The organism is Ruminococcus sp., from assembly GCF_016283395.1.
The window spans coordinates 46845-71688 of the sequence record NZ_JAEEMU010000037.1 but is presented as its reverse complement, the minus strand read 5'-3'; the positions used below and the strand labels follow the sequence as shown (position 1 = coordinate 71688).

General features: G+C 41.0%; 18 protein-coding genes. 6 read left to right on the top strand and 12 right to left on the bottom strand.

The window, feature by feature from the left end; all coding sequences use genetic code 11:
* Positions 1-106: 106 nt before the first annotated feature.
* From QZZ41_RS06100 to QZZ41_RS06075, 6 genes are all read left to right on the top strand, one after another.
* Positions 107-1063 (top strand): MoxR family ATPase, encoded by a 957-nt coding sequence (locus QZZ41_RS06100; RefSeq protein WP_074713972.1) that lies wholly within the window; start codon positions 107-109, stop codon positions 1061-1063.
* 9 nt (positions 1064-1072) lie between these two features.
* Positions 1073-2266 (top strand): DUF58 domain-containing protein, encoded by a 1194-nt coding sequence (locus tag QZZ41_RS06095; RefSeq protein ID WP_295069506.1) that lies wholly within the window; start codon positions 1073-1075, stop codon positions 2264-2266.
* Positions 2266-4959 carry a transglutaminase family protein gene (locus tag QZZ41_RS06090; protein WP_295069504.1) on the top strand — a complete coding sequence of 898 codons (2694 nt, stop codon included), beginning with the start codon at positions 2266-2268 and terminating at the stop codon, positions 4957-4959. The genes QZZ41_RS06095 and QZZ41_RS06090 overlap by 1 nt, the downstream gene beginning before the upstream one ends.
* Positions 4960-4969: 10 nt before the next feature.
* The gene (locus QZZ41_RS06085; protein ID WP_295069502.1) at positions 4970-5557 is read left to right on the top strand and encodes a DUF308 domain-containing protein; all 588 of its coding nucleotides are present in this window, start codon (positions 4970-4972) and stop codon (positions 5555-5557) included.
* Between the two features lie 277 nt (positions 5558-5834).
* Complete coding sequence (locus QZZ41_RS06080) at positions 5835-7100, top strand: trypsin-like peptidase domain-containing protein (RefSeq protein ID WP_295069500.1); 1266 nt, start codon at positions 5835-5837, stop codon at positions 7098-7100.
* 332 nt (positions 7101-7432) lie between these two features.
* Positions 7433-10120 (top strand): dockerin type I repeat-containing protein, encoded by a 2688-nt coding sequence (locus QZZ41_RS06075; protein ID WP_295069498.1) that lies wholly within the window; start codon positions 7433-7435, stop codon positions 10118-10120.
* Positions 10121-10497: 377 nt separating this feature from the next.
* On the opposite strand, the gene QZZ41_RS06070 is transcribed toward QZZ41_RS06075, so the two are convergent.
* From QZZ41_RS06070 to QZZ41_RS06015, 12 genes are all read right to left on the bottom strand, one after another.
* Complete coding sequence (locus QZZ41_RS06070) at positions 10498-11436, bottom strand: LysR family transcriptional regulator (RefSeq protein ID WP_295069497.1); 939 nt, start codon at positions 11434-11436, stop codon at positions 10498-10500.
* Between the two features lie 84 nt (positions 11437-11520).
* On the bottom strand, positions 11521-13758 hold the full coding sequence (locus tag QZZ41_RS06065; protein WP_295069496.1) for a DEAD/DEAH box helicase: 2238 nt from the start codon (positions 13756-13758) through the stop codon (positions 11521-11523).
* Positions 13759-13766: 8 nt separating this feature from the next.
* Positions 13767-15086 (bottom strand): ATP-binding protein, encoded by a 1320-nt coding sequence (locus tag QZZ41_RS06060; protein WP_295069494.1) that lies wholly within the window; start codon positions 15084-15086, stop codon positions 13767-13769.
* A 12-nt stretch (positions 15087-15098) separates the two neighbouring features.
* Entirely contained in the window at positions 15099-16592 is a 1494-nt protein-coding gene (locus tag QZZ41_RS06055) for a TerB N-terminal domain-containing protein (RefSeq protein WP_295069492.1), read from the bottom strand.
* Positions 16593-16693: 101 nt separating this feature from the next.
* Entirely contained in the window at positions 16694-17344 is a 651-nt protein-coding gene (locus QZZ41_RS06050) for a V-type ATP synthase subunit D (protein ID WP_295069490.1), read from the bottom strand.
* 10 nt (positions 17345-17354) lie between these two features.
* Positions 17355-18731, bottom strand: coding sequence for a V-type ATP synthase subunit B (locus QZZ41_RS06045; protein WP_295069488.1), 1377 nt, complete (start codon positions 18729-18731; stop codon positions 17355-17357).
* A complete protein-coding gene (locus tag QZZ41_RS06040; RefSeq protein ID WP_295069487.1) occupies positions 18731-20500 on the bottom strand; it encodes a V-type ATP synthase subunit A in 1770 nt (589 codons plus the stop codon). Before QZZ41_RS06040 ends, QZZ41_RS06045 begins: the two co-directional genes overlap by 1 nt.
* A 21-nt stretch (positions 20501-20521) precedes the next feature.
* The gene (locus tag QZZ41_RS06035) at positions 20522-20833 is read right to left on the bottom strand and encodes a V-type ATP synthase subunit F (protein WP_074713985.1); all 312 of its coding nucleotides are present in this window, start codon (positions 20831-20833) and stop codon (positions 20522-20524) included.
* Positions 20826-21770 (bottom strand): V-type ATPase subunit, encoded by a 945-nt coding sequence (locus QZZ41_RS06030; RefSeq protein ID WP_295069484.1) that lies wholly within the window; start codon positions 21768-21770, stop codon positions 20826-20828. Before QZZ41_RS06030 ends, QZZ41_RS06035 begins: the two co-directional genes overlap by 8 nt.
* Positions 21771-21778: 8 nt before the next feature.
* Positions 21779-22372, bottom strand: coding sequence for a V-type ATP synthase subunit E (locus tag QZZ41_RS06025; RefSeq protein ID WP_295069482.1), 594 nt, complete (start codon positions 22370-22372; stop codon positions 21779-21781).
* Between the two features lie 13 nt (positions 22373-22385).
* Complete coding sequence (locus QZZ41_RS06020; RefSeq protein ID WP_028516623.1) at positions 22386-22859, bottom strand: V-type ATP synthase subunit K; 474 nt, start codon at positions 22857-22859, stop codon at positions 22386-22388.
* On the bottom strand, positions 22852-24825 hold the full coding sequence (locus QZZ41_RS06015; protein ID WP_295069481.1) for a V-type ATP synthase subunit I: 1974 nt from the start codon (positions 24823-24825) through the stop codon (positions 22852-22854). The genes QZZ41_RS06020 and QZZ41_RS06015 overlap by 8 nt, the downstream gene beginning before the upstream one ends.
* Positions 24826-24844: the final 19 nt, after the last annotated feature.

The window sequence follows — 24844 nt, the reverse complement described above, 5'->3', positions numbered from 1 at the left end:
TGAATGATGACATTCCATTTTATAAAAATATACAGATTGCTATTGCAAAAACCATTTATTAATGATATAATAAATAGGTATAAACAAATTTCATAGGAGAGACAATATGAACAACAATACATATTATACAAACCAGATCAATTCTGTGATCAGTGAAGTAAAAAAAGCCGTTATCGGCAAGGACGCTATTATTATCAAGGTGCTTCTTGCAATGTTGTGTAAGGGACATATCCTCATTGAAGATATCCCCGGTGTTGGTAAAACTACCCTTGCTCTTGCGTTCTCAAAAGCACTTTCCCTTGAACATAATCGTATGCAGTTTACTCCTGATGTACTTCCGTCAGATGTTACAGGTTTTTCTGTGTATAACAAATCAAACGGCAAGTTTGAATTTCGTCCTGGTGTAGCCTTTTGTAACCTCTTCCTCGCTGATGAGATAAACCGTACATCAAGCAAGACACAGTCTGCTCTGCTTGAGCTTATGGAAGAAAAAAGTATCACAGTTGACGGTAATACATACAAGCTTCCCGAGCCTTATACGGTAATCGCTACACAAAATCCTATCGGTTCGGCAGGTACACATAATCTTCCCGATTCACAGCTTGACCGTTTTATGATAAAGCTCAGTATGGGTTATCCTGATTTTGACGGTGAAGTCTCTATCCTCAAAGCAAAACACAGTGAAAACCCACTTGAAAACGTAAAACCTGTTGCTGATGCTTCATTTATAAAGGAGCTTCAGGAATACATATCAAATATATATATCGACGACAGGATATATGAATATATAGTATCAATTTCAGCAGCTACTCGTAATCACCCCATGCTCAAGCTCGGTGTAAGCCCACGAGGAACTCTTGCACTTATGCAGCTTTCAAAGGGTATCGCTGTTGCAATGGGACGCGATTACGTTATTCCCGAGGATATCTCTTATATATGCAATGATGTTTTTGAACATCGTATAATGCTCAATTCTAAGGCAAAGCTTTCAGATACATCAGCTTCTGATATAATAACAGAGATACTCAGATCAGTTCCTGTTCCGGGTATAACTGAAAAGTAAGGCGGCATCATGTTACTTACAAAAATACTGTTCATTGTTCTGATACTTGTATGTGCTGCCTTCTATATATTATATATATGGGATTTTGCACTCGTACTGCTCATCGTGATGATAGCTTTACCTATATTAATGTATGTTACCACATATATAACAAAGAGAATGATCTCGGTAGAATTTGCAGTCAAAGATAAAAACGCCGCTAAAAACAAAGATTTTGCCGTTCAGCTGGTAGTTAACAACAGAAGCATCTTCCCTATCGGAAAAGCTGAGGCGCATATTGTATATTATAATGTATTCAGCAATCAGACTTCGGCATTCGATCTTTACCTTCCTATTCAGCCGCGCAATTCACAGAGGATAACTTTCCAGCTCAAATCAAAATTCTGCGGCATAATAAAGATCAAGACTTCCTATTTAAATATATATGATCCACTCAGGATATTCAAGTTCAAAACAGGAAAGAATATCAATACCGAAGTTGTCATAATGCCCGAAGGACATGAAGTCAGCGGAATAGTTCACTACAGCGACCGTGTAAACGAAGAAAGCGATATGTTCTCCGAATACCGTTCAGGTGACGATCCGTCAGAGGTATTCGACCTGAGAGAATACAATCCAGGCGACAAACTCAACCGTATCCATTGGAAGCTGAGTTCAAAGAAAGACGATTTTATCGTAAAGGAATATAGCCTTCCTATTGATGTTCCGTGCTCATTGTTCCTTGATCTGAAGTGTTATAAAGATAACGATCTCACTCTTCCTGTATTCGACACACTCATTGAGACATTTCTTTCTATTTCACAGTTTCTTCTCGATAACGAAAGAGTACATTCAGTAACTTTCTATAACGCTGCTCAGGATCGCTTCGCAGAACAGGATATCAATGACAGTTCTGACCTTTCAGCTGTTATACGAAATATTATAACCTCTATAAATGACAATATGTTCAGCCATTCTCCGAAACAATATTTCCTGGAAAACAATTCTCTTTCATTTGCTTCATTTACGTATATCAGTTCATTTGCTGACCAATCCATACTTGGAGATATTGATGAGAATGTAGATGCTGACTTCAAAAATGCAGTTATCGTTGCTGACTCTGTGGAAGAACTTTCCGATATCAGTTCGGGATTTTCTTCTCTTAATGTTATCCCCGTAATTGTCGGCAAAATATCTGCTTCTATAAAGGATATAGATATATAATGAAAAGAAAGAATTCGCAAAACATAAACGGCATTTCTATAAGTGACAGCATAGTAATGTCGGTAAAACGTAAAAACGCTAACTACAGAAAGCCTTTTTCCGCGCTTATAGCTGTTATAGGCTTTACGTCAGTTCTGATGTCATTCTTCGGAATGTTCCCTTTCCGTTTTAACGGAAAGTCTGTTGCAATGGCTGCAATATGCTTCTCGATATTTTACCTTACACTATCGCTTTTAGGTAAAAAAGCACTTTGGGTGTACGGCGGTTCTATAGCAGCTTTTGTTATTTATGCGTATAAAAAATCTTCGCTCATCTCTATGGGCTTTAAGTTCGTTTACAATATCATATATAAAACCTCGTACCATTCTGAGATCAATTACTACAAAAACATAATAAAATCCTATGAGATCAAGTCTGTCACGACGCTGTTTATATTTTATGTATGGCTGCTTGCTATAGTATTGTATTTCTTTACTATATGCCGTCCAAATCCCGTACTTCCCCTTATGGTAACATTCCCTCTTCTTGAGCTCGGAATGTACAACGGTATCGAAGTCTCGGTATTCTGGGGTATGCTCTGTATTGCATACTGGCTCTCGCTTCTTGCAATGTCAACTATAGACGTTGGTGAATACTCAGGCGGACAGAGCGGCTTTGTAAGGAAGAATAACCTCTTCTTCCCGAAGCGGCATATGAAGCTTAAAGTTACGGAGAAATGCGGTATATTTATTATTGCAAGCGTTATGCTCGTAACAGCTGTCTCATACAGCTACCTGAAGCTCACACATTATAAAAGAAGTGATGCGATCAACGAAAAACGCCGTGAGATCACCGAGGCAATGAACGATTTTACTTTTGAAAACCTCGCAGAAAGTCTTTCAAGCCTTACAAGTGCTTTCGGATTCGATTTTGAATATGAAAATCACAAGCTTGGAACAAACGACCATGTACGTTATAAAAATGTTACAGATCTGACTGTTACAATTGAACAGCCTGTCAAAGGTGCGATATATCTAAAAAACTATGTTGGCTCTATCTATAAGGATAATGAATGGTTCAAGCTTCCTAAATCTGCATACAAAAACAAGATATTTGATGACTTCAAGAAATATGATATATACCCCCAGGATTTTCCTGCAACATTTGCCAAGCTTATCTACAGCGGCAATGATAATACTATATGGATCAAGAACAGCAAAAAGAAATCACATTATGTTTATGCTCCTTACGGTACAGAAAACTTCGGCGGTCTGTCATACAATAAGGATCTGACAGTTTCTCCCAAGGACGGTAAAAAGGGTGAATCGTCATATAAGTTCTTCCCTGTAGATATTGATACCATATCTACCGCTGTATCTGAATTAAAAAAGAAAAATCATAATTTCCGTGAAGTTTTTTCAGCTTCTGATATACATGACAAGCTCACGCGTGAGGCTGTTCTTGAATACTGTAACGAAAACGATCTGCTGACTTATGATGATTTCTTCTCAATAGACTATGATATCCCATATAACAGAGAGTTTGTTTTAGAGAACGGCGACACTATTATGGCACAGCTTCTGCAGAACAGCTATAAGGACTTTGTTTACGATGAATACCTTGATGTTCCGAATACAAAGGCCATGAAGGAAGTAAAGGCTGCATATGCCGATGTTCTTGAGGGCGATACTACATCTATCGAAGGAAAACTGAAAGTTCTCAAAGCTATAAAGGATAAAATGCAGAGCGAATGTACATATTCCTTATACCCAAGAAAAACTCCTTCAAATCGTGACTTTGTAAACTACTTCCTGTTAGAGAACCACAAGGGCTACTGTATAAATTTTGCTACGTCAGGTGTTATTCTTGCAAGAATGGCCGGTATCCCGGCTCGTTACGCTACAGGATACATAATCGTAGAAGATGACGTGACCGCAGGAAAGAAGAATTCAGACAACTCCGTTACTATTGATGTTAAGGATAACCGAAGCCATGCATGGACAGAGATCTATCTTGACGGAATAGGCTGGATACCTTATGAGTTTACATCAGGTTATTCGGCAAAGGAGATCAACACAGAACCTAACAAGCCTGCTGAAACATCTTCTGAAAACACTGTTACTACAACTACACAGCAAAATACACAAGAACGTACTACTCTGACTTCAGGATCACGTACAAGCGGAAAACATACTACTATGACTACTTCTCAGGCAACACAGACTGTTACTTCAAAAGTCGGTGGTATCGGTATAGGAAAAGGCAGCGGTAAAGCTTTGTCTAAGGCTGTAAAAAATATACTGAAATTCTTACTTGTACTCATTCTTGCAGCTCTGATCATCGTTTTAAGAAGATATCTTATAATCAAAAAACGTGAAAAGAATTTCAATTCAGGCAAAACTCCTTCAAGAGTCAAAAATATTTATTCATATTCCGAAAAGCTCCTTGCTTCATTGATGCTTACGAGCGAAAACGGAAATTACAAAGCTTTCGCTGAGGAAGTCGAGAAAAAGCTTGCAGGAGATTATTTTGAAGCAGGAAGCTTTGAAAAGCTCACTGATATCGCTCTGAAAGCCTGCTACGGACAAGGTGTTCCCGATGAAGATGAACTGAAGATGTGCAGGAAAACTGTTGAAGATATTTCTGCAAAAATATACAATAATGCAAGCTTCATTCAGAGATTAAGGCTCAAGTTCATAAATGTACTGAAATAGGAGGGATTTTGTGAAAATAGATAATTCAAACTACATCTTTAAAGGTATCCTGCTAACAGTCTGCGGTATTCTGTTTACATTCTTTCCCGGAGTGCTCTCATGGGTGTTCTATATTATCGGCGGAATAATAATAGTGGGAAGTGCTTTTACTGTATTGGGCGGACTTGGCAGCGGTGACGGTGCAGGTCTAATGCCGGCAGGTATAATAGGAGTTCTCATCGGATTATTCGTCATGTATCTCCCGAGGTTCATTACAGCTCAGCTTTCCCTCATTGCAGGCATTATAATAGGAATAGTCGCAATTACTCAGATAGTAAAGGCTTTGAGCAAGGATTTCACAAACGGTTTGAAGCTTTTGCAGCTCATATTCGGAATACTGCTGCTTATAAGCTCTATATTCTTTGTATTCAACCCTTTCAAGGGCGGAAATATCATTCGCATAATAATCGGTATAGTAATGCTCCTGTTTGCTGCATTCAACTATTACGTAGCATACGTCATAAATCAAAGGAATTCTTCAAATTATTCTAATTCTGATGTAATTGATGCCACAGGATATACTGCCCCTGATAATAACGATCACAAAAGAATACAATAATTATTCCCCCTCATCAAACAGAAGCATCTGATTGATGAGGGGAACTTTTTTGTGCTTTGAACCGAAAAGTGTTCATACTGTGAAGAACACACTAACAAAATTATCGCATTCATTCACACAGCTTTTATATATGTGAAAAATACAACACCAAAAATCCAGAAAAAATCAACATTCATTGCAAATTTATTTCACACAGATGAAATATAATATAATCACAGCAACGGGAAAGGCTCCCGATAAAAGCGAAAATAAAATCCTGAAAGGAATAGTGAATATTATGAAAAATGAGTACAAATACACAGTAAACGGCATGAACGAGAACAACGAAAACAGTGAGGTACAAGGCATGAATAATAAATACAGTGAATATACCTGCTTTTCAGCAGACAGCAATGTATCAAAGAAAATAAAAAGACGCATGACTGCTAAGATAGCAGCATCGATCATGGCAATGGTTCTTGTATCTGGTGGTTCTATCGGCATCTACCATTACGCATTCGGAACAAATAATAAGCTGACATCATTAGTCGTTGAAGAAACAGAAGATAAAAAGACAGAAAATACAACTGAGTCCACTATCTCAGCTAAAACCGTAAACTATACTAACCTTACAGAAACAAACAGCAATGAACTCACCACAGAAGAAGTTGTACAGAAGGTACTCCCCTCGGTTGTAGGTATCGAGTCCACTTTCACAATGACTTCTCAGAGCAACAGCGGCGGTTACTTTAACTTTGGCGGATTTGGTCAAAATCAGCAGCCGCAGACTTCCACTGCAACAGCTACGGGTACAGGTGTAGTTATCACAACTAACGGTTATATCGTAACTAACGCTCACGTTATCTATGATACAGAGTATAACTCAGGTCTGGCAAGCAGCATATCTGTTATCGTCAATGAAGAAGACTGCTATGACGCAGAGGTCATCGGATATGATACAGATTATGACCTTGCTGTACTTAAAATAAATGCAAAGGATCTTGTTGCAGCCGAATTCGGCAACAGCGATGACCTTGATCTCGGTCAAAATGTTATTGCCATAGGTAATCCTCTCGGCTTTGACCTTATGAACACAGTAACAAGCGGTATCGTATCGGGACTTAACCGCCAGATCACCATAAACGAAAAATCAATGACTCTTATCCAGACAGACGCAGCTATAAACTCCGGCAACTCAGGCGGACCTCTCATCAACATGAAAGGTCAGGTAATAGGTATCAACTCTTCCAAAATGTCAGCATCATATTCTGAGGCAAGTATCGAAGGAATAGGCTTTGCTATCCCCTCAAACGAAGCTTCAAGAATTGTTGAAGATATAATGAAATACGGCTATGTAACAGAAAAGCCTCTGTTAGGTATCAGCTGTCAGGACGTTACCGAGAACATTTCAAGAATGTATAATCTTCCTGTCGGAGTATACGTTACGGAAGTAAAGCAAGACGGTGCAGCCGCAAACGCAGGAATACAGTCAGGCGATATAATCATCAAGGTAAATGATGAAAGTGTTACAACATATGAAGAACTGACTGCCAAGAAAAACTAACATAAAGCAGGCGAAACCATCGAGCTTACCTACGTCAGAGACGGCGTTGAAAATAAAGTTACAGTAACACTTGACGAAGCTGTAGCCGCACAAAATTAAGTTACCCAATCCCCTCTATATATATTGCCGCAGCCTTGTGCTGCGGTATTTTTCTGTATCCTGATATATTCGTTCATAAAAAGTTTACGATTTCAGCCGCACATCCTGCCATTCCGATACGTTATATCGTATAAAGACTAAAATGCGATTTTTTCTTGCATTCAGTGAAATAACGTTATATAATGGAACTAAACAGTCAGTACTGTAAATATTAAGAATGGCAGGTGAATTATATGAAAATCAAGAAGATAGCAGCTGCATTTACCGCAGTTGCATCTGCAATTCCCCCTATTTCAGCAAATATCCCCTCTGTATTCGTCCCTACAGCTGTTTATGCAGCCGACCACGCCACTGGAGCTGCTCTCCCAGACTGGATACCAAACAGCTTTGACAGTGCTCTGGAATTCAGAAACACCTATGGAGCTACTCTTGTAAAGGACGGTCTTGTTTGTATAGTTTTCAAAGAAAGTACGGCGAGAGTGTCTGAAAATGCTGAGCAGGAAGCTTCACGTTACGAGATAAGGGCAACGGACGGAATTATGAGCGAGCTCAAACGTGAGAAATACATCTCTGAAACCTCGGAGACAGGCGACTGCTATGAAGTGGCAGTATACTACGCTCCAAAGGAACAGGGAGAGTTTGCAGTTGCCCTCACCGACAAATGGATACAGATGTGCATAATGCCCGTGGACGGATACGATCCTGTTTTGGAGAATAATACCCTTGCTCAGAAGGCAGGTCTTGATCTGGGCGGCGTTAATGCTGCTGCTTTCTACTCCTTTGCTATAGACGAGGATATGGAGATCACCGAGACTGATATCTACGGTTGGCTTCCCGACTGTACTTCCGAATATGAGGCTTACAAGAAAAAGAACGGCGAGATATCCGCAAAAGATGATCTCGTGGTATTCTGTATAGACAGAGCTATCGGCACAGCATACAGCTGGAGTTCAACTGTGGATAAGAATATGTTCAGGGAAGCTTGTCAGTCATCTTGTTCAATGGAAACATCAAGACTCCTTGAAGGAGGCACACAGAAGTTTATTACAGCTTATAAAGCTAAATCTGAGGGCAATAGCATTATACGCTGGGAACTTGCAGGATATGTTGACAAAGGTGTAGCTCCTGCCGTTAAGACTTTGACTGCCGATTGCTCCATAGCAGCTGATACATATAAGATCAAACTTAATAATTCGTATATTAATGACGCTTATTTCTCATATGCAAGCTACAGCCTTTATTCGGGTGAACTCAAAGCTTCATCAACTGAGATATATGAACAGTACAAGGACTCAAAATCGGCTGTTATAAAATCAAAGTCCGAGCTTACAGACTTTCTTTCAGAATTCATTGAAGAAAAAGCACTGGATAAGTTCGTATCACAGTATTCAGACAAATTTTTCGAGAATTATGTACTCATGCTGAGTACTTATCTTGATCCGTATCAGGGACGTGTTTTCAAGCACGGACTGAAAGATGCAGTATACAGGGACGGCAAGCTGGTGATAGATTATACCTCTGTCGTAAATGCAGTTCGTATGAGAACGTCATACTTTGATATCCTCAGAGTGGAGATACCAAAAGATAAGTATAACGGCTCTGAGGTCATATGGCAGGACGAAGAGATACTTGAGGACAACCTCAAACGTATAAGCGTCATAGATATTGACACAGGAAAGCCCATAGAGATACCATATGACAACGTACAGAAACTATTCTCGGGAGCAGTTAAAAACTGCGAAGGCAGCAATCCGTATTATTTCGATACAAAGACACCTGTTTCTGAACTGGCTGAGCTTAAACTCAACGCAGACTATCTGCCCGAAGGATATGAGCCGTGCAGTGAAAATGCTGTAGTGATAAACGAATTTTCCAATAATTCTGCTGATATTGTTTTCAATGTCAGCAAGTCAGGCGGAACTATGGGCATGGTTTGCGCAATAGATGAAATTTCAACAACGACTCGAGGATTAAAGGAAGAAGGCATAATAAATGGTTTAAAGTCCGCGGTAGTTACTTCAACGACTGAGCTTTCAGAGGTACTCTCACGCTATTTTGTAGATGAAGTTCAAAAAAATCTTCTCACAAAGTATGATGATGTCTTTTTCGCTGACAATGTGCTGTTCATTGATTTCACTATTGAGTCCACAGGCAGAAAAAGCATAACAATAGATGATGCCGTTTTATCTGACGGAAAGATATCCTTATATTATATCAAGCCGTCCCCTGATTACGGAATATGCAATACGGATTACTTCTGTATCATGCAGGCAGCTGTTCCAAAGAACCAATACAATGGCGAAGAAGTGGAGTGGAAATGTCTCGGTGATGTAAACGGTGACAAGGTATTCGGTATCGCTGATATGCTGACTCTCCAGAAATGGCTGGAAGGCTCGGCAGATATAACGATTTCCGACTGGACAGCGGCTGACATTTGCAGAGACGGCAGTATAGACGTTTTCGATCTTTGTATGATAAGAAAACAGCTTATCAGTATTTGCGGAGGTAGCTTAACTTCTCCTTATAACTATGATTATACCATGACTGTTGATGTGAATTATGGTGGATATGGTATTAATGGAAAAGAACTTAAAAGCGAAGATTTCCAGTATGAATACAGCATTTCCAGAGGCGATATCTTCTGTGAAGAAACGGACGGAACATGGACTAAGGTTCTATCTGCCAACTTAACTGACTCCCCTGTCATACTTGAAATAATAGACTTCACGGACAAGGGAATACAAGTGAAGCAATGGCAGAACGGTGAGGCAACTCACAAGATTATCGAACTCGGCGAGGAGCTTGACCTCTTTACCCTTAATGTAGTTTATGACGGAAGAAATCATTCCTATAAGGTTAGATTTTCAAGAGAATACAATTTACCCATACATGGAATAGATTACGAGTACGGACACATCTAAAGTCAGACATATAAATAAGTATATGAGGAATCAGCGGCACGGAGGAATTTTCCGTGCCGCTGATTATTAATGGCATTTTATAACTTTGAAGTTATTTCCAAAAAATGGCGTAAATATTAATAAAGCGTAAATTGTTTACTTAAATAACGTATAATATATATAACATATAAAGAGATTAATATTTTATATTTGCAATATATCCCCCTCTATGCTATAATAATTTATGGAAAGTCATTCTTTCATAAATGACAATCTCATATCCCCTTATTAAGAATGAGAACCTCCCCCCTAATGGCTCTCATTCTTTTTTTTTAAAAAAAGCCCCGATCAAAGACGGTAAACCGCCTGATCGGGGTATAATTATATTTCAAGTCCTATTATATTTCGAGTCCTTCGATCTTGTCTGCGTACTCGTAAACAGTTCTTACGCAGTCAGCGATAAGTGTACTGTTTTCGCTTGCCTTACGATATATTATCATATCGCGGTTAAGGTTATTAGCATATGAACACTTTCTCACTACAAGGTCATTATATTTAAGACTGCTCTGTGACATAGGTGACACCCACATATATGCATTTTTTACTGTCTTGAGCATACTGATCTGTGTTCCTCTGTCGTAGATGAATATTCTCTTTGTTGAACGCTTATCATCATAATCCTGATTGATAGAAGCTCTTCTGACCATTTCAGGCTCATCATCACCGTGAATGATCTCAGGATACTTGCTAAGCTCCTCATATGGGATATCATCATATTCGGCAAGAGGATGATTCATGTTCATAACGATCTGGAGCGGGAACTCCATGATAGTTCTTCCCACAAGATTTCTTGCCTTGAGACGGCTTTCGATCATGTCTGCATATGTGCTTGGGATACGTATAAATCCTATATCGAATTTACCTGCACATATATCTTCCATGACCTTTGCTGTGCTTGTTTCCATAACGTGTACTTCAAGCTTGTTTGTTTTTTCGGAATACTCACTGATGAGGTGTCCCATAGCAGATGTCGCATAAGTAGAACGAGCTGCTGCAACTTTAAGTTTAAGTTCATTTTCGGGAGTCTGTGCGTAGTCACGCTCAAGGCTCTGCATTTCGTCTACTATCGTCTGCGCTCTTGCAAGGAATTCTTCTCCTTCGGGAGTGAGTATCATTCCGTTGGGTGAACGATTGAAGATCTGTATTCCCAAAGAAGCTTCAAGCTCTTTAAGAGCAATACTTATATTAGGCTGAGCCTGGTATAATTTTTTTGCTGCTTTAGTAATGCTGCCCTCTCTCGCTACTGCAATTACATATTCAAGTTGCTGAATTTTCATAAAACATCCTACCTTATCCTATTCTATATTCATTATAATATATTATATCACTTTCTTGCTGAGAAATCAAGACAAAAATTGCGATTAATTAATTAAATCTTCCCAGCTTTTAATACGTTCTTTCATTTCTTTAACTCCGAGTATCCCGTAAGCAAAGCCTTTTTTCACCAGTATTTCGGGTAAAAATTCATCATACTTCTCGAACACGGGGACTTCGCCGTTATAGACAAGCTCCAGCGGATCAAAATTTTTTTCTGCTTCGTCCGCAATTATTGAGAAAAAATCCTCAGCAGAAACTTTCATTGTGAACTGTATATAGTACGGTCTTGCAGAGTCGAGACCGCGCAGTCCAAGTCGTTCCGCACATTTTATCTTTAAAAAACGTTCCATTGCAAAAAAAGCATACGTGCCTACCCACGGGAATAAGCACCACATATTTCCGCCAAGGCATATGAGGGGACGTTCTGTAACACCTGAATTACGTGCAGTCTGCCGTGCCTGATCAAGCCTAAGTACTGCATTTTTCATCAGATACGGATAACTCTTGTCCTCTATAAGCACGTGTTTCATACGCTCTAATATTTTTGTATTGATATCTCCGGGACAATCACCAAAGTAAGCAGGGACTTTACCTTTGATCTGTTCACAGTATACAAGTCTTCTTTTATGGTCGACTTCTTCGACTATCCACACATGACCTGCTATTGCGACCTTTTCTCCAACAGGAGGCGGTGATACGATAGTACCCAGTTCCTGTGAGCCCCAGCGTACCGTGTATTCCTCGTTTTCCTGAAATACCGCATAAAATTTAAAACTATTGACTACTCTCTCACCCGTTATGCCGATGATAAGTCCACCTTCTTCGGTACGCTGGATATGGTCTTTTTCAAGAAGATGCCGAAGCAGTATCTTATAATCCTCTTTACTTATCCTGTTGAAATAGCTCAGCGAAAGCACTTTTGACGCAAGTGCAGACGGAGTGAGTTCACCGCATGACGCAAGGGTACTCATAGTCTGATGATAGAGCAGACTATACGGAAGTCGGTCAAGCTTTGGCGGCTCTACCCATTTTTCTTCAAGATAGACCTGTATAAGTGCTATGCCCTGTAAAAGCTTCCACGGAATAGTTTCGGGAAGCATTGAACGCGGCTCGGGAAGCTCCTCGCGTATCACGAACCACATTTCTGGCGGCAACTCTCGCCTGCCCGTTCTTCCCATACGCTGCAGGAAAGACGAAACAGTAAACGGTGCATCTATCTGAAAGGCTCGTTCAAGCCTTCCTATGTCAATTCCGAGTTCGAGCGTGGCAGTAGTACAGGTCGTCATGAAAATATCCTCGCCTTTCATAGCCTGCTCCGCAGTTTCACGATAGGCTGCCGAAAGATTTCCATGATGTATAAGAAAACGGTCAGGTTCATGCTTTGCTTCGCAGTATGAACGAAGAGTCGTTGTAACTGCTTCACATTCTTCTCGTGAATTAACGAATATAAGGCACTTCTTCCCTCGGGTGTGCTCAAAAATATATCCCATACCCGAATCCGCGTTCTCGGGTGCGATATCTGTTTTGTCATCAAGCACAGGCAAAGCTTCGGGAACTTCTTTTCCCTCGGGAGTATTCTGCTGGCTGATGTAGAAATGCTCCATTGAAAGCCGCCATTTAACGCCTTTGGCTTCTATTTTAGGTATCACAGTCCCTCTTCCAGAGCCATATGCAAGAAATCTTCCTGCTGCTTCGGGATCTCCTATTGTTGCAGAAAGACCGATCCTTCGAGGATCAGCATCTGCCATTCTGCAAAGGCGTTCGATCAGACATATTGTCTGTCCGCCTCTGTCTCCGCGCATAAGTGAATGTATCTCGTCTATGACGATAAATCGCAGATCACCGAACAGCTTGGGTATCAGTGCGTGTTTGCGAAGAAGCATTGCTTCAAGAGATTCGGGAGTTATCTGCAAAATGCCTGACGGCTTTTTCAGCATTTTATTCTTGTGGGACTGCGCAACATCTCCGTGCCAATGCCATACAGGTATATCGGCTTCGTCACAGAGTTCGTTCAGACGTATGAACTGGTCGTTTATAAGTGCTTTCAGCGGACCGATATATATAGCTCCGACTGTTCGAGGCATATCTTCCGTAAATAATGTCAGTATAGGGAAAAAAGCTGCTTCCGTTTTTCCTGAAGCCGTTGAAGCTGATAAAAGTACATTTTCATCTGTATTGAAGATAGCGTCCGCAGCCGCAGTCTGAATAGCTCGAAGCGACTCCCAGTTATTTCGATAGATATAGTCCTGTATAAATGGTGCATAGCGTTCAAAAATACTCATAATAACTGTTATATCTCAAATTCCGCAAATTCATCTTCTGCTGCTGAATTTTCCTCAATAGCAGGCTTTGAATAGCTTATCGAGTCCGATGAGATGAATTGGCTTATGTTTATATTCGGATTTTGATAAATGATATCAAGAAGCTCTATAAAATCACGTATAACTTCTCGCGGCGTTATATGGCTGTCTGAACCTATTCTGCCGAATTCCAGCTTTATAAAGCATATCATATCCTCCTGCGTTATCTTCTGCTGATAATCAAAGAGCTGAGCATGGATATCAGCAAGTTTTTCGGTCAGAACAAGCATTTCCTCATAAGTCAGAGGAGTAAGATGTATAACGGGAGCAAGCATATCCTTTATACCTTCCCGTCCGAAACGTCCGTCTGCAAGTCTTGAGCGCAGTGCTTCATAGCTGTATACTCCGCGTCGGGCATCCTCGATACACTGAGGAGTTCCGCCCATAATTATGCCGATATACTTAGCTTTTCCCTGCAATGTATCATTATACATCGTAAGTATCTTCTCATAATTATACTGACGCGTTATGGAATTTGGTATCTTGTATATATTTACAAGCTCGTCAACAAGCACAAGAAGTCCGTTATATCCTGCCATTTTCAGGAACATCGCAAAAAGCTTTATGTACTCGTACCAGTCATCATCAGTTATGATTATATTGATGCCAAGCTCAGATCTCGCTTCGGTCTTATTGACGTATTCTCCTCTGAACCATTTTACGACCTTGGCTTTTTGTTCGTCATTTCCCTCTTTGGACGCATGATAATATAGGGTAAGAAGCTTTGAAAAGTCAAAACCATGTACCATTTCGCTTAGCGTGTTTATTACTTCGTATATTTTCTTTTCTACAGCTTTATCAAACTCAGGCGAATTATCAGGTATATCGCTCTCCGATATCACCTGTGACTGCACACTGCTTATCCAGCGATCAAGTATCAGAGTAAGCGCACCGCCGTCAGGTCTTGTCTTGGTGGACATATTTCTGATAAGCTCTTTATACGTTGCAAGTCCCTGTCCTTTTGTTCCCTGCAACCTTCGCTCGGGAGAAAGATCGGCATCAACTACAACAAAGTTCCTGTCCATGACATGACTTCTTATGGTCTGCAAAAGAAAGCTTTTACCGCTTCCGTATTTTCCAACGATAAACCGAAAGGACGCGCCTCCGTCTGATATGATATCAACATCGTGCAGAAGAGCATTTATCTCTGTTTCTCTGCCGACTGTTATATACGGCAGTCCTGTACGCGGCACAACGCCGCCTTTAAGGGTATTTATCACCGCCGATGCGATTCGTTTGGGTATTTTCATATTTTTTCTCCTTTACGGCATGGGAAACATATTTTTCAACTCTTCTGTATAATCATCAATTATTATAGGTTTATCTTCCGAAAACTCAATTACAGTATCACCAAAATCGTCAAAAAGCTTCTCGTTTATGGAGTCAGCAAGGATAGAGACCATTTTCCCGCTTTCGGCAGCAGCTTTTTTATGATCTCCGTCATAAAGCAGAGCACATATAAATGCATATTCATCTTTGTCCAGGACCATATCAATTGCAGTTTCCGATACATTATCCTGTACCGAAACTTCTTCAAACTCCATATCTGTTTCTTCTTCCACAATAAGCTTTTCTCTTATTTTGTCCGCGGACATTCTTATACTGCTCAGCTTTGAAATGTCTATCTCAATCTTCATAGACTCTTTGCGTCTTTTTTCTTCAAAAAACTGTTCTATCTCTGATCTTAGTATTTTTTCGGTATTTTTTGAGATACCGTCAAAACTTATCTTATATTTAAAATCAGTCTCATCACGCATAAGGCTGTCCACAGCTTTTACGATATCTCCGAGATGTCCGTTTCTTCCTCGGTTTCCGTAATACTTTCTGCACGACCACTTACCGTTACTGCATGAAAACGAATGAATTTCATTAAGCTTGTATTCACAGTTTCTGAATGACTGTTTATCGTAGAAGATCGCAGACGAAAACATATGATACATACACTCTACAGTATTGCCAAAGAGCTTTTCACACAGGGATTTTTTTCTTTTATCTCTGAAAAACTCCGACAACTTTATGAAGCATCTTACAAGTACTTCTCTGAAATTCTCGGACTCCGATATATAATAAAGCGATTTTTTCAGCTGATAAGCCGAAAGCGCATCTATTGCATCAAAAATCTCGGCTTCTGAACGTTCCTCCCAGTGGATAAGTGTCAAAACAGCTTTGTCATGCTTTATATCATCAATATCATCTGCAAGTGACGGATCAAGGTCATAATACACAATAAAATCAATGCGCCATGTATCCGTATACTTTTCTATAGTATCATCAATTTTAACGTATTCCCTGCAAAAGAAGCTTAGTTTATCAAAACATTCAGCAGGCGTTTCAGCTCCGATACAGTTTAAAAGCTCATAGAGATAAATAAAAACATAGGGTAAAGGTGCTTTATGTATATCACCTTTTCTGACATTGGTTCTCCACGAGAAATAGCCCCTCAGCTGCTCTGTAGACATATCGCGGTAACAGGGATAGTACTTGGTAAAGTCCTCATTATACGAAAAATCATCTTCATAATTTTCCATAAACTTTCCCTGTGTATAAAACAGCCAAGCAGATGTTTTCCAATAAGCTTCGGGAGTAAAGGCAATGCCTTTCATTTCCTTTATCTGTGGGGGAGTCTGCGGCTTTATGAGCTGTGAAGCGGGACGTATTATCGGTTCATCAGAATATACTCTGTCACGGAATGCACGGCTTTTTAAAAGCTTTTCGTCATTCAGAACGATGTTAAGTATCTCTTTTGTATCAGACATTTTCACGCCCCCTTTTTTCAAAGTTCAAATTATATTATATCATATTTTCCTGATAATAGCAACACTAATTATAAAGAAAGGAGCGGTTTGACCGCTCCTGTTTAATGATATTTATGACTGTCTTTAAGCACCATGTCTTTAACTTTCATAAGCGATGTAGTAGTACTTCTCTCATTCTCCGAAAGCTTCATGGTGATGTACTTTATCGTTTCCTCATAATCAGGTATCATGATATGCTCAAGTGCATTAACACGGCGACGAGTCTTTTCTATCTCATCAGCCATAAGCTGACAAGCTTTTTCAACTTCCGCAAGCCTTATCATCTTAGGCAAAACAGAGTTCAGAGCACTGACCGCACCATCAAGGTCGATAGATGTGAAAGCCATACCGTATGAGTAAATATCATTTGTATCGCCTGAACGAAATTTTGTTTTAAATTCGGGTATATAAACGCTCATTACGTTTTTTTCAGTCACTTCAAGCTCAACTTCCTGCTTCGGAAGCATAAGTGCGGTTTCAAGCACTTCTCTCTGCATTACCGAGCCTGCAACAGCCATATATCTGTTTGCTTCCGAAATTGCAGCTTCTACCTCTGTTCTGAGCTGTCGATTCTCTCTTATGAGATTCATAAACTGCCTCATAAGCTCATCTCTCTTATCCTTCAGCAGTTTATGACCTCTTCGTGCGGAAGTGAGCTTCTTTTTAAGCTTGCTAAGCTCCATTCGGGTGGGATTAACATTTAGTCTTGCCAATCAGCTCACCTCATTTCTGAGTATCATAATATTTAACAAGATATTCCTCTCTGATTCTGCGCAGCTCACTTCTTGGAAGAAGTTTAAGCAGTTCCCAGCCGATAGAAAGAGTCTCCTCAATGCTTCTGTTGTTTTCAAAGCCCTGAGAAACATATCTCTTCTCAAATTCATCTGCAAATTTTGCGTAAAGCAGATCTGTAGGTGTAAGAGCAGCTTCACCAAGAACTACCATAAGTTCTTTAGCATCTTTTCCACGTGCGTATGCTGAGAAAAGCTGGTTCATGGTATCGGAATGGTCTGCACGGGTCTTTCCTTCACCTATACCCTTATCCTTGAGTCGTGAAAGTGACGGAAGAACATCTACAGGAGGATTTATACCTTTTCTGTAAAGCTCACGAGAAAGAATTATCTGTCCTTCAGTGATATATCCTGTAAGGTCGGGGATAGGGTGAGTTTTATCGTCCTCAGGCATAGTGAGTATCGGTATCATTGTGATACTTCCCTCTTTGCCGTTCTGACGGCCTGCACGTTCATATATAGTTGCAAGATCGGTATACATATAACCAGGATATCCACGTCTTCCCGGAACTTCCTTACGTGCGGCTGATACCTCACGAAGAGCATCGGCATAGTTAGTGATATCCGTAAGGATAACAAGTACGTGCATACCTTTCTCAAATGCAAGATATTCGGCAGCTGTAAGTGCCATTTTAGGTGTAGCAAGTCGCTCGATAGCTGAGTCGTTTGCAAGATTTATGAATAGCACTGTTCTGTCAAGTGCGCCTGTGCTCTTGAAGCTCTGTACAAAGTATTCCGACTCTTCAAAGGTAATACCCATTGCTGCGAAAACAACGGCAAATTGCTCGTCTTTTCCGCGTACCTTTGCCTGTCTTGCTATCTGAGCAGCAAGCTGTGCGTGCGGAAGTCCGCTGGCTGAGAAAATAGGCAGTTTCTGACCTCTTACAAGAGTGTTCAGTCCGTCAATAGCCGATACACCTGTCTGGATAAACTCCTGAGGATACTGTCGTGCAACAGGATTCATAGGAAGTCCGTTAACATCGAGGCGCATTTCGGGGATTATCTCAGGACCATCATCTATAGGTCTGCCAAGTCCGTCAAAAACTCGTCCCAGCATATCCTCGGATACACCAAGCTCCATCTGATGGCCTGAGAAAACAACACTGCTGTCCTGAAGGTTTATACCTGCAGCATTTTCAAACAGCTGTACAAGAGCATTCGTACCATCTATCTCAAGGACACGGCAGCGTCTTTTTTCGCCGTTCTTAAGTCTTATTTCAGCAAGCTCACCATAGGTAACGTTCTCAACATCCTTGACAAGCAGCAGAGGACCTACTGCTTCTTCAATTGTTCTGTATTCTCTTGGCATCAGTCTTCCTCCTTAGTGAGCAGGTCATTCAGCTCTGAGGAGATCTCCACACTGAGCTTTTCAAATTCTGCATCTGTTTTTTCTTCTTCAACGTATTTGAAACGACCTATCTTTTCTCTTACCGCAAGGTTTGCAACACTTTCAATGTCTGCACCTTTTTCTACAGCATTGGCTGCTTCATCGTTGAAATTGAGTATGAGCTTCATCATATAAAGCTGTTTTTTCAGACTTGTATAGGTATCAACTTCATGGAATGCAAGCTGATGCAGGAAGTCCTCACGTATAGAACGTGCAGTCTCCATTTTAAGTCTGTCCTTTGACGAAAGAGCGTCCATACCGATAAGCTTTACTATTTCTTTGAGTTCAGCTTCATCATGGAGTATAGACATAAATCTTGCTCTTGACTTCATCCAGTCCTTTGATACGTTGTTATTATACCAGTCAGCCAGTGAATCTGCATAGAGCGAATAGCTTGTGAGCCAGTTTATTGCAGGGAAGTGTCTCTGATATGCAAGGTTTGCATCGAGTCCCCAGAAAACCTTTACTATACGAAGTGTAGCCTGTGAAACAGGTTCTGAGATATCACCGCCGGGAGGAGAAACAGCTCCGATAACCGAAAGTGCTCCTTCTCTGCCCTCAGTACCGTTTGAGATAACTCGTCCTGCACGCTCGTAGAACTGAGCGAGACGGCTTCCGAGGTAAGCAGGGTAACCTTCATCGCCCGGCATTTCTTCAAGTCGTCCTGACATTTCACGGAGAGCCTCAGCCCAACGTGATGTGGAATCTGCCATAAGAGCTACGGAGTAGCCCATATCACGGTAGTATTCTGCGATCGTGATACCTGTATATACAGAAGCCTCACGGGCTGCAACAGGCATATCCGAAGTATTGGCTATAAGAACGGTTCTTTCCATGAGTGATTGTCCCGTATGCGGGTCGATAAGCTCTGGGAATTCGTTAAGAACGTCCGTCATTTCGTTACCGCGCTCGCCGCAGCCGATATAAACTATGATATCAGCCTCTGCCCATTTAGCAAGCTGATGCTGAGTAACTGTTTTACCGCTTCCGAAAGGTCCCGGGATAGCTGCAACACCGCCCTTAGCTATAGGGAAAAGGCAATCAACAACTCGCTGACCTGTTACAAGAGGCATATCGGGAGAAAGCTTCTTCTTATAGGGTCTGCCTCGTCTTACAGGCCATTTCTGAATAAGTGAAAGCTCCTTTTCACCTTTTTCCGTTTCTATGATACAAACAGTATCATCTGCATGGAACTCTCCCTCGGATATCTTTTTTACAGTACCTTCAATGCCGTTTGGCACCATTATTTTATGGAGAACAATATCAGTCTCAGGAACTGTACCGATAATATCTCCTCCAACGACCTTATCCCCTGCTTTTACAGAAGGTGTGAATTTCCAGAGAGGTTCACGTTTAAGTGAGGGCACTTCTACACCTCTTGCAAGGTTATTGCCGCATACCTTTCGTATATCATCAAGTGGACGCTGGATACCGTCAAAAATACTTCCGATAAGTCCCGGACCAAGCTCAACGCTCATAGGTTCGCCTGTTGATTCAACTGTCTCACCTGTTCCGAGACCCGATGTTTCCTCATAAACCTGTATGGAAGCACGATCACCGTGCATTTCTATTATCTCACCGATAAGACGCTTTTCACTAACTCGCACAACGTCGAACATATTAGCATCTCTCATACCTTCGGCAACTACAAGCGGTCCTGATATCTTTACTACTGTACCTTTGCTGTTCATTTCTGCTTATCCGCCTCTTTTCTAATTAAGTATATCTGAGCCTACAGCCTTTTCAACTGCATCGTGCAAAGCTCTCATGCCGTCGCCTGTATTGCCTTCAATTGCAGGTATAAGGACTATTGAGGGCAGCTTGCTGCTCCGATATTTATTTATTGTATCGCTTACAAGTGCAGCGGCAGGCTCTGTGATGTAAATCACCGCAAAGTCATTGGCTGCAAGCCTTGAAATAAGTTTAGTAATTTTTTCAGGTTCGGTCTCACGGAATACCGAAAGCCCAAGAGCTGCAAATCCTGACACACTTGCGCTGTCACCGATAACTGCTGCTTTATACATATAGCTTTCTCATCCTTTCCGTGATAGTTTCCTTATCAGCACCGAACTCCTTACATACTGATAAGATCCTGAGATTTTTTATCTCTGACTCCTTGGCAATATAATATGCTGCAAGAGGATCTGAGCCGAAAGCCTGCGAACGTGCTCCGTCAGCAAGCTCCATTATCACATCATCGCACCACTTTTCATACTGTGCAGCCGAGTCTTTAAGAAGTGCAGCTGCATTTGCATAATCAGTAGTCTCAAGAAATCCGAAAAATCCTTCTGTACCGCTGAGTGCAGCTTTTATAAGCTCGCTCTTTTCAAGCTCTTCACTTCCGCATACAGCAGTTTCCATGAATTGTGAGGATTTATTCAGCAGGCAGCATCTGTAAGCAGTTTTTATATCTGAACATACAGTTGTAAGCTTAGCATATTTCTGCATAAACTCACCGCCGAACTTTTCCGCACTTTTCTGCATAGCCTTCAAAGCTGCTGTGTCAATAAGTGAATCGGAAAGCTGTCCGTCAAGTGTTCGTGTTACCAGCTCATAAGCATCAGCAGCTGCATCACGCATATACTCGGGAAGAGCGTCATAAACCTTTGAATTTATGGCTTCTTTAAGAACAGATAGCTCAACGTTTGAAGGTGATATATAGTACTGCTGAGGATCTCTGTTTGAAATGATCGCCTTTAGTACAGCTTTCAAATTATGAAAATCATTTCTGTAAAGCAGTATCTCAAGTTCCTTGCAATCAGGAGCATATTCCCTGAGCATACCCCATACATCTTCAAGATTTTCCGAATTTGCTCCTCCACCGTTTTTAGAAGCAATTATAGAATTGACCTCTGCCTTGCTTCTTGCATTGATAAGCTGCTCTATATCGCTCTTTCCAAGCAGAGTATTCTCCATCGCTCTTACAGCACCGACAGCATTTGCGTATTTTGTTCCATTCATGCTATCACCTACCTGAACAGCACTCGTGCAGCTGTATCTCTGATCTCATCTTTTTCTGATTCAACAATAGCTCTGAAGCTGCAATTTTCCGATATAAGCCCATAACTGAGTATGAAGCCGTCATCTATGTCGGCAGGTTCTTTTGAAAGCTGTATGCTTCCGCCCTTTTCAGCAGCAAAAGTACTGAGATCACTTTCAAAGTCCTTTGGGACTCTTGCAAGATCAGCCTTTCCAAGTGCTATTACGCCCTTATCGGACTGTATATGACCCTTGGCAATTTTAAGGATAAGATCAAAATATTCCTTATCAGGAAGCTTTTTCAGCTTATCTATAGTCTTTTCAATAGTTTCATCAATAAGTTCAACTTTACAAGCCAGTATTTTTCTCTTCATTGCAGCATCTGCTGAGGCACATGAATTCTCAAAATCCTTTTCAGCCTGAGCTTTGGATTTAGCGAGGTGCTCCTCATAAGCCTTCTGAGCTTTTTCGTTGCCCTCGTTCTGTATTCTGCGCGCCTTGTCTGCCGCAGCCTTCATAATACTGTCTTCTGCCTGTTTCTGCTGAGCTTCGATGAGGTTCAGGATATCGTCAAGTCCTGACATATCTCCACCTCCATTATACAGCTATGTTAAGTATCATAAGAACTGAAATAAGAAGAGCAAGGATAGCATATGTTTCTACCATTGCAGCCATAATGATAGCCTTGCCGTTGTGATCGGGCTTCTTAGCTGTGATGCTTACACCTGCAGCAGCAGTTCTGCCCTGCATGATACCTGAGATAAGACCTACAACAGCGATTGGGAGAGAAGCTGCAAGGAATGCAAGTCCCTGCTGAACAGTAAGATCTGCAGCATTACCGCTTAAAACGTTGGTTTTGATAAGAATGAACATTGCTGCGATAAGTCCGTAAAGTCCCTGTGTACCGGGAAGGAGCTCAAGAAGAAGCACCTTGCTGAATTTTGAAGGGTCAACTGATACGACACCCGATGCAGCCTCACCTACAAGGCTTACACCCTTTGCAGAACCGATGCCTGCGAGAAGTGCTGCAAGAGCAGCTCCGATTAAAGCTAAAACTAATCCATTAGTCATTTGTATTTTCCTCCTTGAATTTTATATACTTTGTATTTACAGTAAGCGGTGTAAATTCTCTGCCGCCGCCTGTGTAGAATTTACTGAAAAGCTCAACGAACTGTAATCTGTCAGTATGAACATACGCACCGAGCAGATTTATAGCCAGATTTGCAGTATGTCCCACAACAAATACTATAATAAGAAGTATGAGCTTAAATACCTTGTTTTCAGGCATAGTACCGATAAGGTTTATAACGCTTGCGATACTTCCTGTTGCAAGTCCGAGAGCAAGAAGTCTCGAATATGAAAGAATATCTCCGAGATATCCCGTAGCTGTATTGTAAAGTGCGTACAGACCGCCGAAGAATTTTCCGAATACGGATTTTGAAGTTCTTCCTGCTGTGAGGACAAGTATTACAACACCTGCTATAAGCATATACAGTCCTGCACTGGTAAGTGCAGACGGAACTGTAATAAACATTCCTGCGCCTATAGGAGCAACTCCAATAACTATGAGATATATTGGCAATGCATCAAATATGGCATCAAGCTTTTTGCCTGTGTCCCATGTCATCTTGAACGAGACCGCAACACCAAGCAAAAGATGAAGTATTCCCAGTCCGAATGATACCAGCAGCAGCTTTACAGGATCCGTAAGAGGTTCAAACCATAAAGCAAGACTGCCTATCTCTTTATCAAAGAAGTTTCTCGCAACGACCTGCGCTATATCTCCGAACCAGCTTCCGAAAAGTGCGCCCCAGAAAATGGTAGATATACCACAGTTTCGGAACATTGTCAGAGTTTTTCTCATACTTGTTTCAAGCTTGAATTTCTTTAATGCTATTGTAGTTCCGATAAGCATTAAAAGTCCGTAGCCTGCGTCTGAGAGCATCATTCCGAAGAACAGATAGTAGAAGAATGACATTACAGGTGTGGGGTCTACATCGCCTTTTCCAGGAAGTGCATACATTTTTGTGATTCCTTCAACAGGTGATGAAAAACTGCTGTTTTCAAGCAAAACAGGTACATCATCATCGTCTGTGGGATCAGTGAATGTTATGGACGCTGTGTATTTCGCTTCTATTTCTTTACGAAGCTGTTCACAGTACTTTTCGGGAATATATCCGGTAAGTACAAATGTACTTTCCGTAAATCCAAGTCCACTGAGTGCATCGTATTTTTCTTTTCGCATCTGGAGATAGTCGATGACAAAACGCAATTCCTTACGATTTTCTGCAAGCTTTTCAATATTTTTCTTTGCTTCATCAGTGCCCTTTTCAAGATCTGATATCTCCTGCTCATACATAGATATCAATTCTTTTGGAGTATGACTTTCAGGCTCTGAAGCTGAAACGAAAGCAAGCCTTCTCAGAACATCTCCTGCTTCATCATACGAGCTTTTACTGCACAGGATAAAAAGATTTGTCTGCTCCTTAGAGCCGCTTACAACTTCAACACTGCAATTATCGGGAAGCTGTTCTTCCAGTGACTCTGCCGTTATCTGATACGGAAGAGTGCCGATATACGCCAAAGTTGTCGCGGTTCCCTTAAAATTCAGCGGAACATCAAGCGGAAGCCATCTTTGCAGCATATCACACTTTATCTCAAGCTGTGATATCGAGTTTGCAGAATCGGTAATTAAACGCTGATTTTTGATAATCTCATTTGCAGCAGTCATTACCTTTTCCATTTGCATGGCTTCACGACCGAACTCGTGCTTTTCGACCTCGGTCTTACCGCTGAACATATCGGTTATGCTTGTTTTTTCGGGAGCGTAATTATCTATGATCTCAAGTGCCTGAGAAGCAGTGTTGCGGAATTTATCAAACTCTCCCACAACTGCCGTAACATTCGTATTTTCAAGCTCTTCATCATCATTTCTTGATATTTCAACAACTCCGCGCCGCTGAAGAAGCTCTATTATCTTTTTACTGTCTGTAAGCATAGCAATAAGCTCGATCTTTTTCATTTTGAGCTTCGCCATATTTTACATCACTCTCCTT

What these genes read in the sequence shown, in the direction of transcription:
- QZZ41_RS06020 (WP_028516623.1), bottom strand. Translation starts at nt 22,859, where the DNA reads ATGACTAATGGATTAGTTTTAGCTTTAATCGGAGCTGCTCTTGCAGCA.
- QZZ41_RS06030 (WP_295069484.1), bottom strand. Translation starts at nt 21,770, where the DNA reads ATGAATGGAACAAAATACGCAAATGCTGTCGGTGCTGTAAGAGCGATG.
- QZZ41_RS06040 (WP_295069487.1), bottom strand. Translation starts at nt 20,500, where the DNA reads ATGAACAGCAAAGGTACAGTAGTAAAGATATCAGGACCGCTTGTAGTT.
- QZZ41_RS06100 (WP_074713972.1), top strand. Translation starts at nt 107, where the DNA reads ATGAACAACAATACATATTATACAAACCAGATCAATTCTGTGATCAGT.
- QZZ41_RS06045 (WP_295069488.1), bottom strand. Translation starts at nt 18,731, where the DNA reads ATGCCAAGAGAATACAGAACAATTGAAGAAGCAGTAGGTCCTCTGCTG.
- QZZ41_RS06065 (WP_295069496.1), bottom strand. Translation starts at nt 13,758, where the DNA reads ATGAGTATTTTTGAACGCTATGCACCATTTATACAGGACTATATCTAT.
- QZZ41_RS06080 (WP_295069500.1), top strand. Translation starts at nt 5,835, where the DNA reads ATGAAAAATGAGTACAAATACACAGTAAACGGCATGAACGAGAACAAC.
- QZZ41_RS06090 (WP_295069504.1), top strand. Translation starts at nt 2,266, where the DNA reads ATGAAAAGAAAGAATTCGCAAAACATAAACGGCATTTCTATAAGTGAC.
- QZZ41_RS06015 (WP_295069481.1), bottom strand. Translation starts at nt 24,825, where the DNA reads ATGGCGAAGCTCAAAATGAAAAAGATCGAGCTTATTGCTATGCTTACA.
- QZZ41_RS06025 (WP_295069482.1), bottom strand. Translation starts at nt 22,372, where the DNA reads ATGTCAGGACTTGACGATATCCTGAACCTCATCGAAGCTCAGCAGAAA.
- QZZ41_RS06070 (WP_295069497.1), bottom strand. Translation starts at nt 11,436, where the DNA reads ATGAAAATTCAGCAACTTGAATATGTAATTGCAGTAGCGAGAGAGGGC.
- QZZ41_RS06035 (WP_074713985.1), bottom strand. Translation starts at nt 20,833, where the DNA reads ATGTATAAAGCAGCAGTTATCGGTGACAGCGCAAGTGTGTCAGGATTT.
- QZZ41_RS06055 (WP_295069492.1), bottom strand. Translation starts at nt 16,592, where the DNA reads ATGTCTGATACAAAAGAGATACTTAACATCGTTCTGAATGACGAAAAG.
- QZZ41_RS06075 (WP_295069498.1), top strand. Translation starts at nt 7,433, where the DNA reads ATGAAAATCAAGAAGATAGCAGCTGCATTTACCGCAGTTGCATCTGCA.
- QZZ41_RS06095 (WP_295069506.1), top strand. Translation starts at nt 1,073, where the DNA reads ATGTTACTTACAAAAATACTGTTCATTGTTCTGATACTTGTATGTGCT.
- QZZ41_RS06060 (WP_295069494.1), bottom strand. Translation starts at nt 15,086, where the DNA reads ATGAAAATACCCAAACGAATCGCATCGGCGGTGATAAATACCCTTAAA.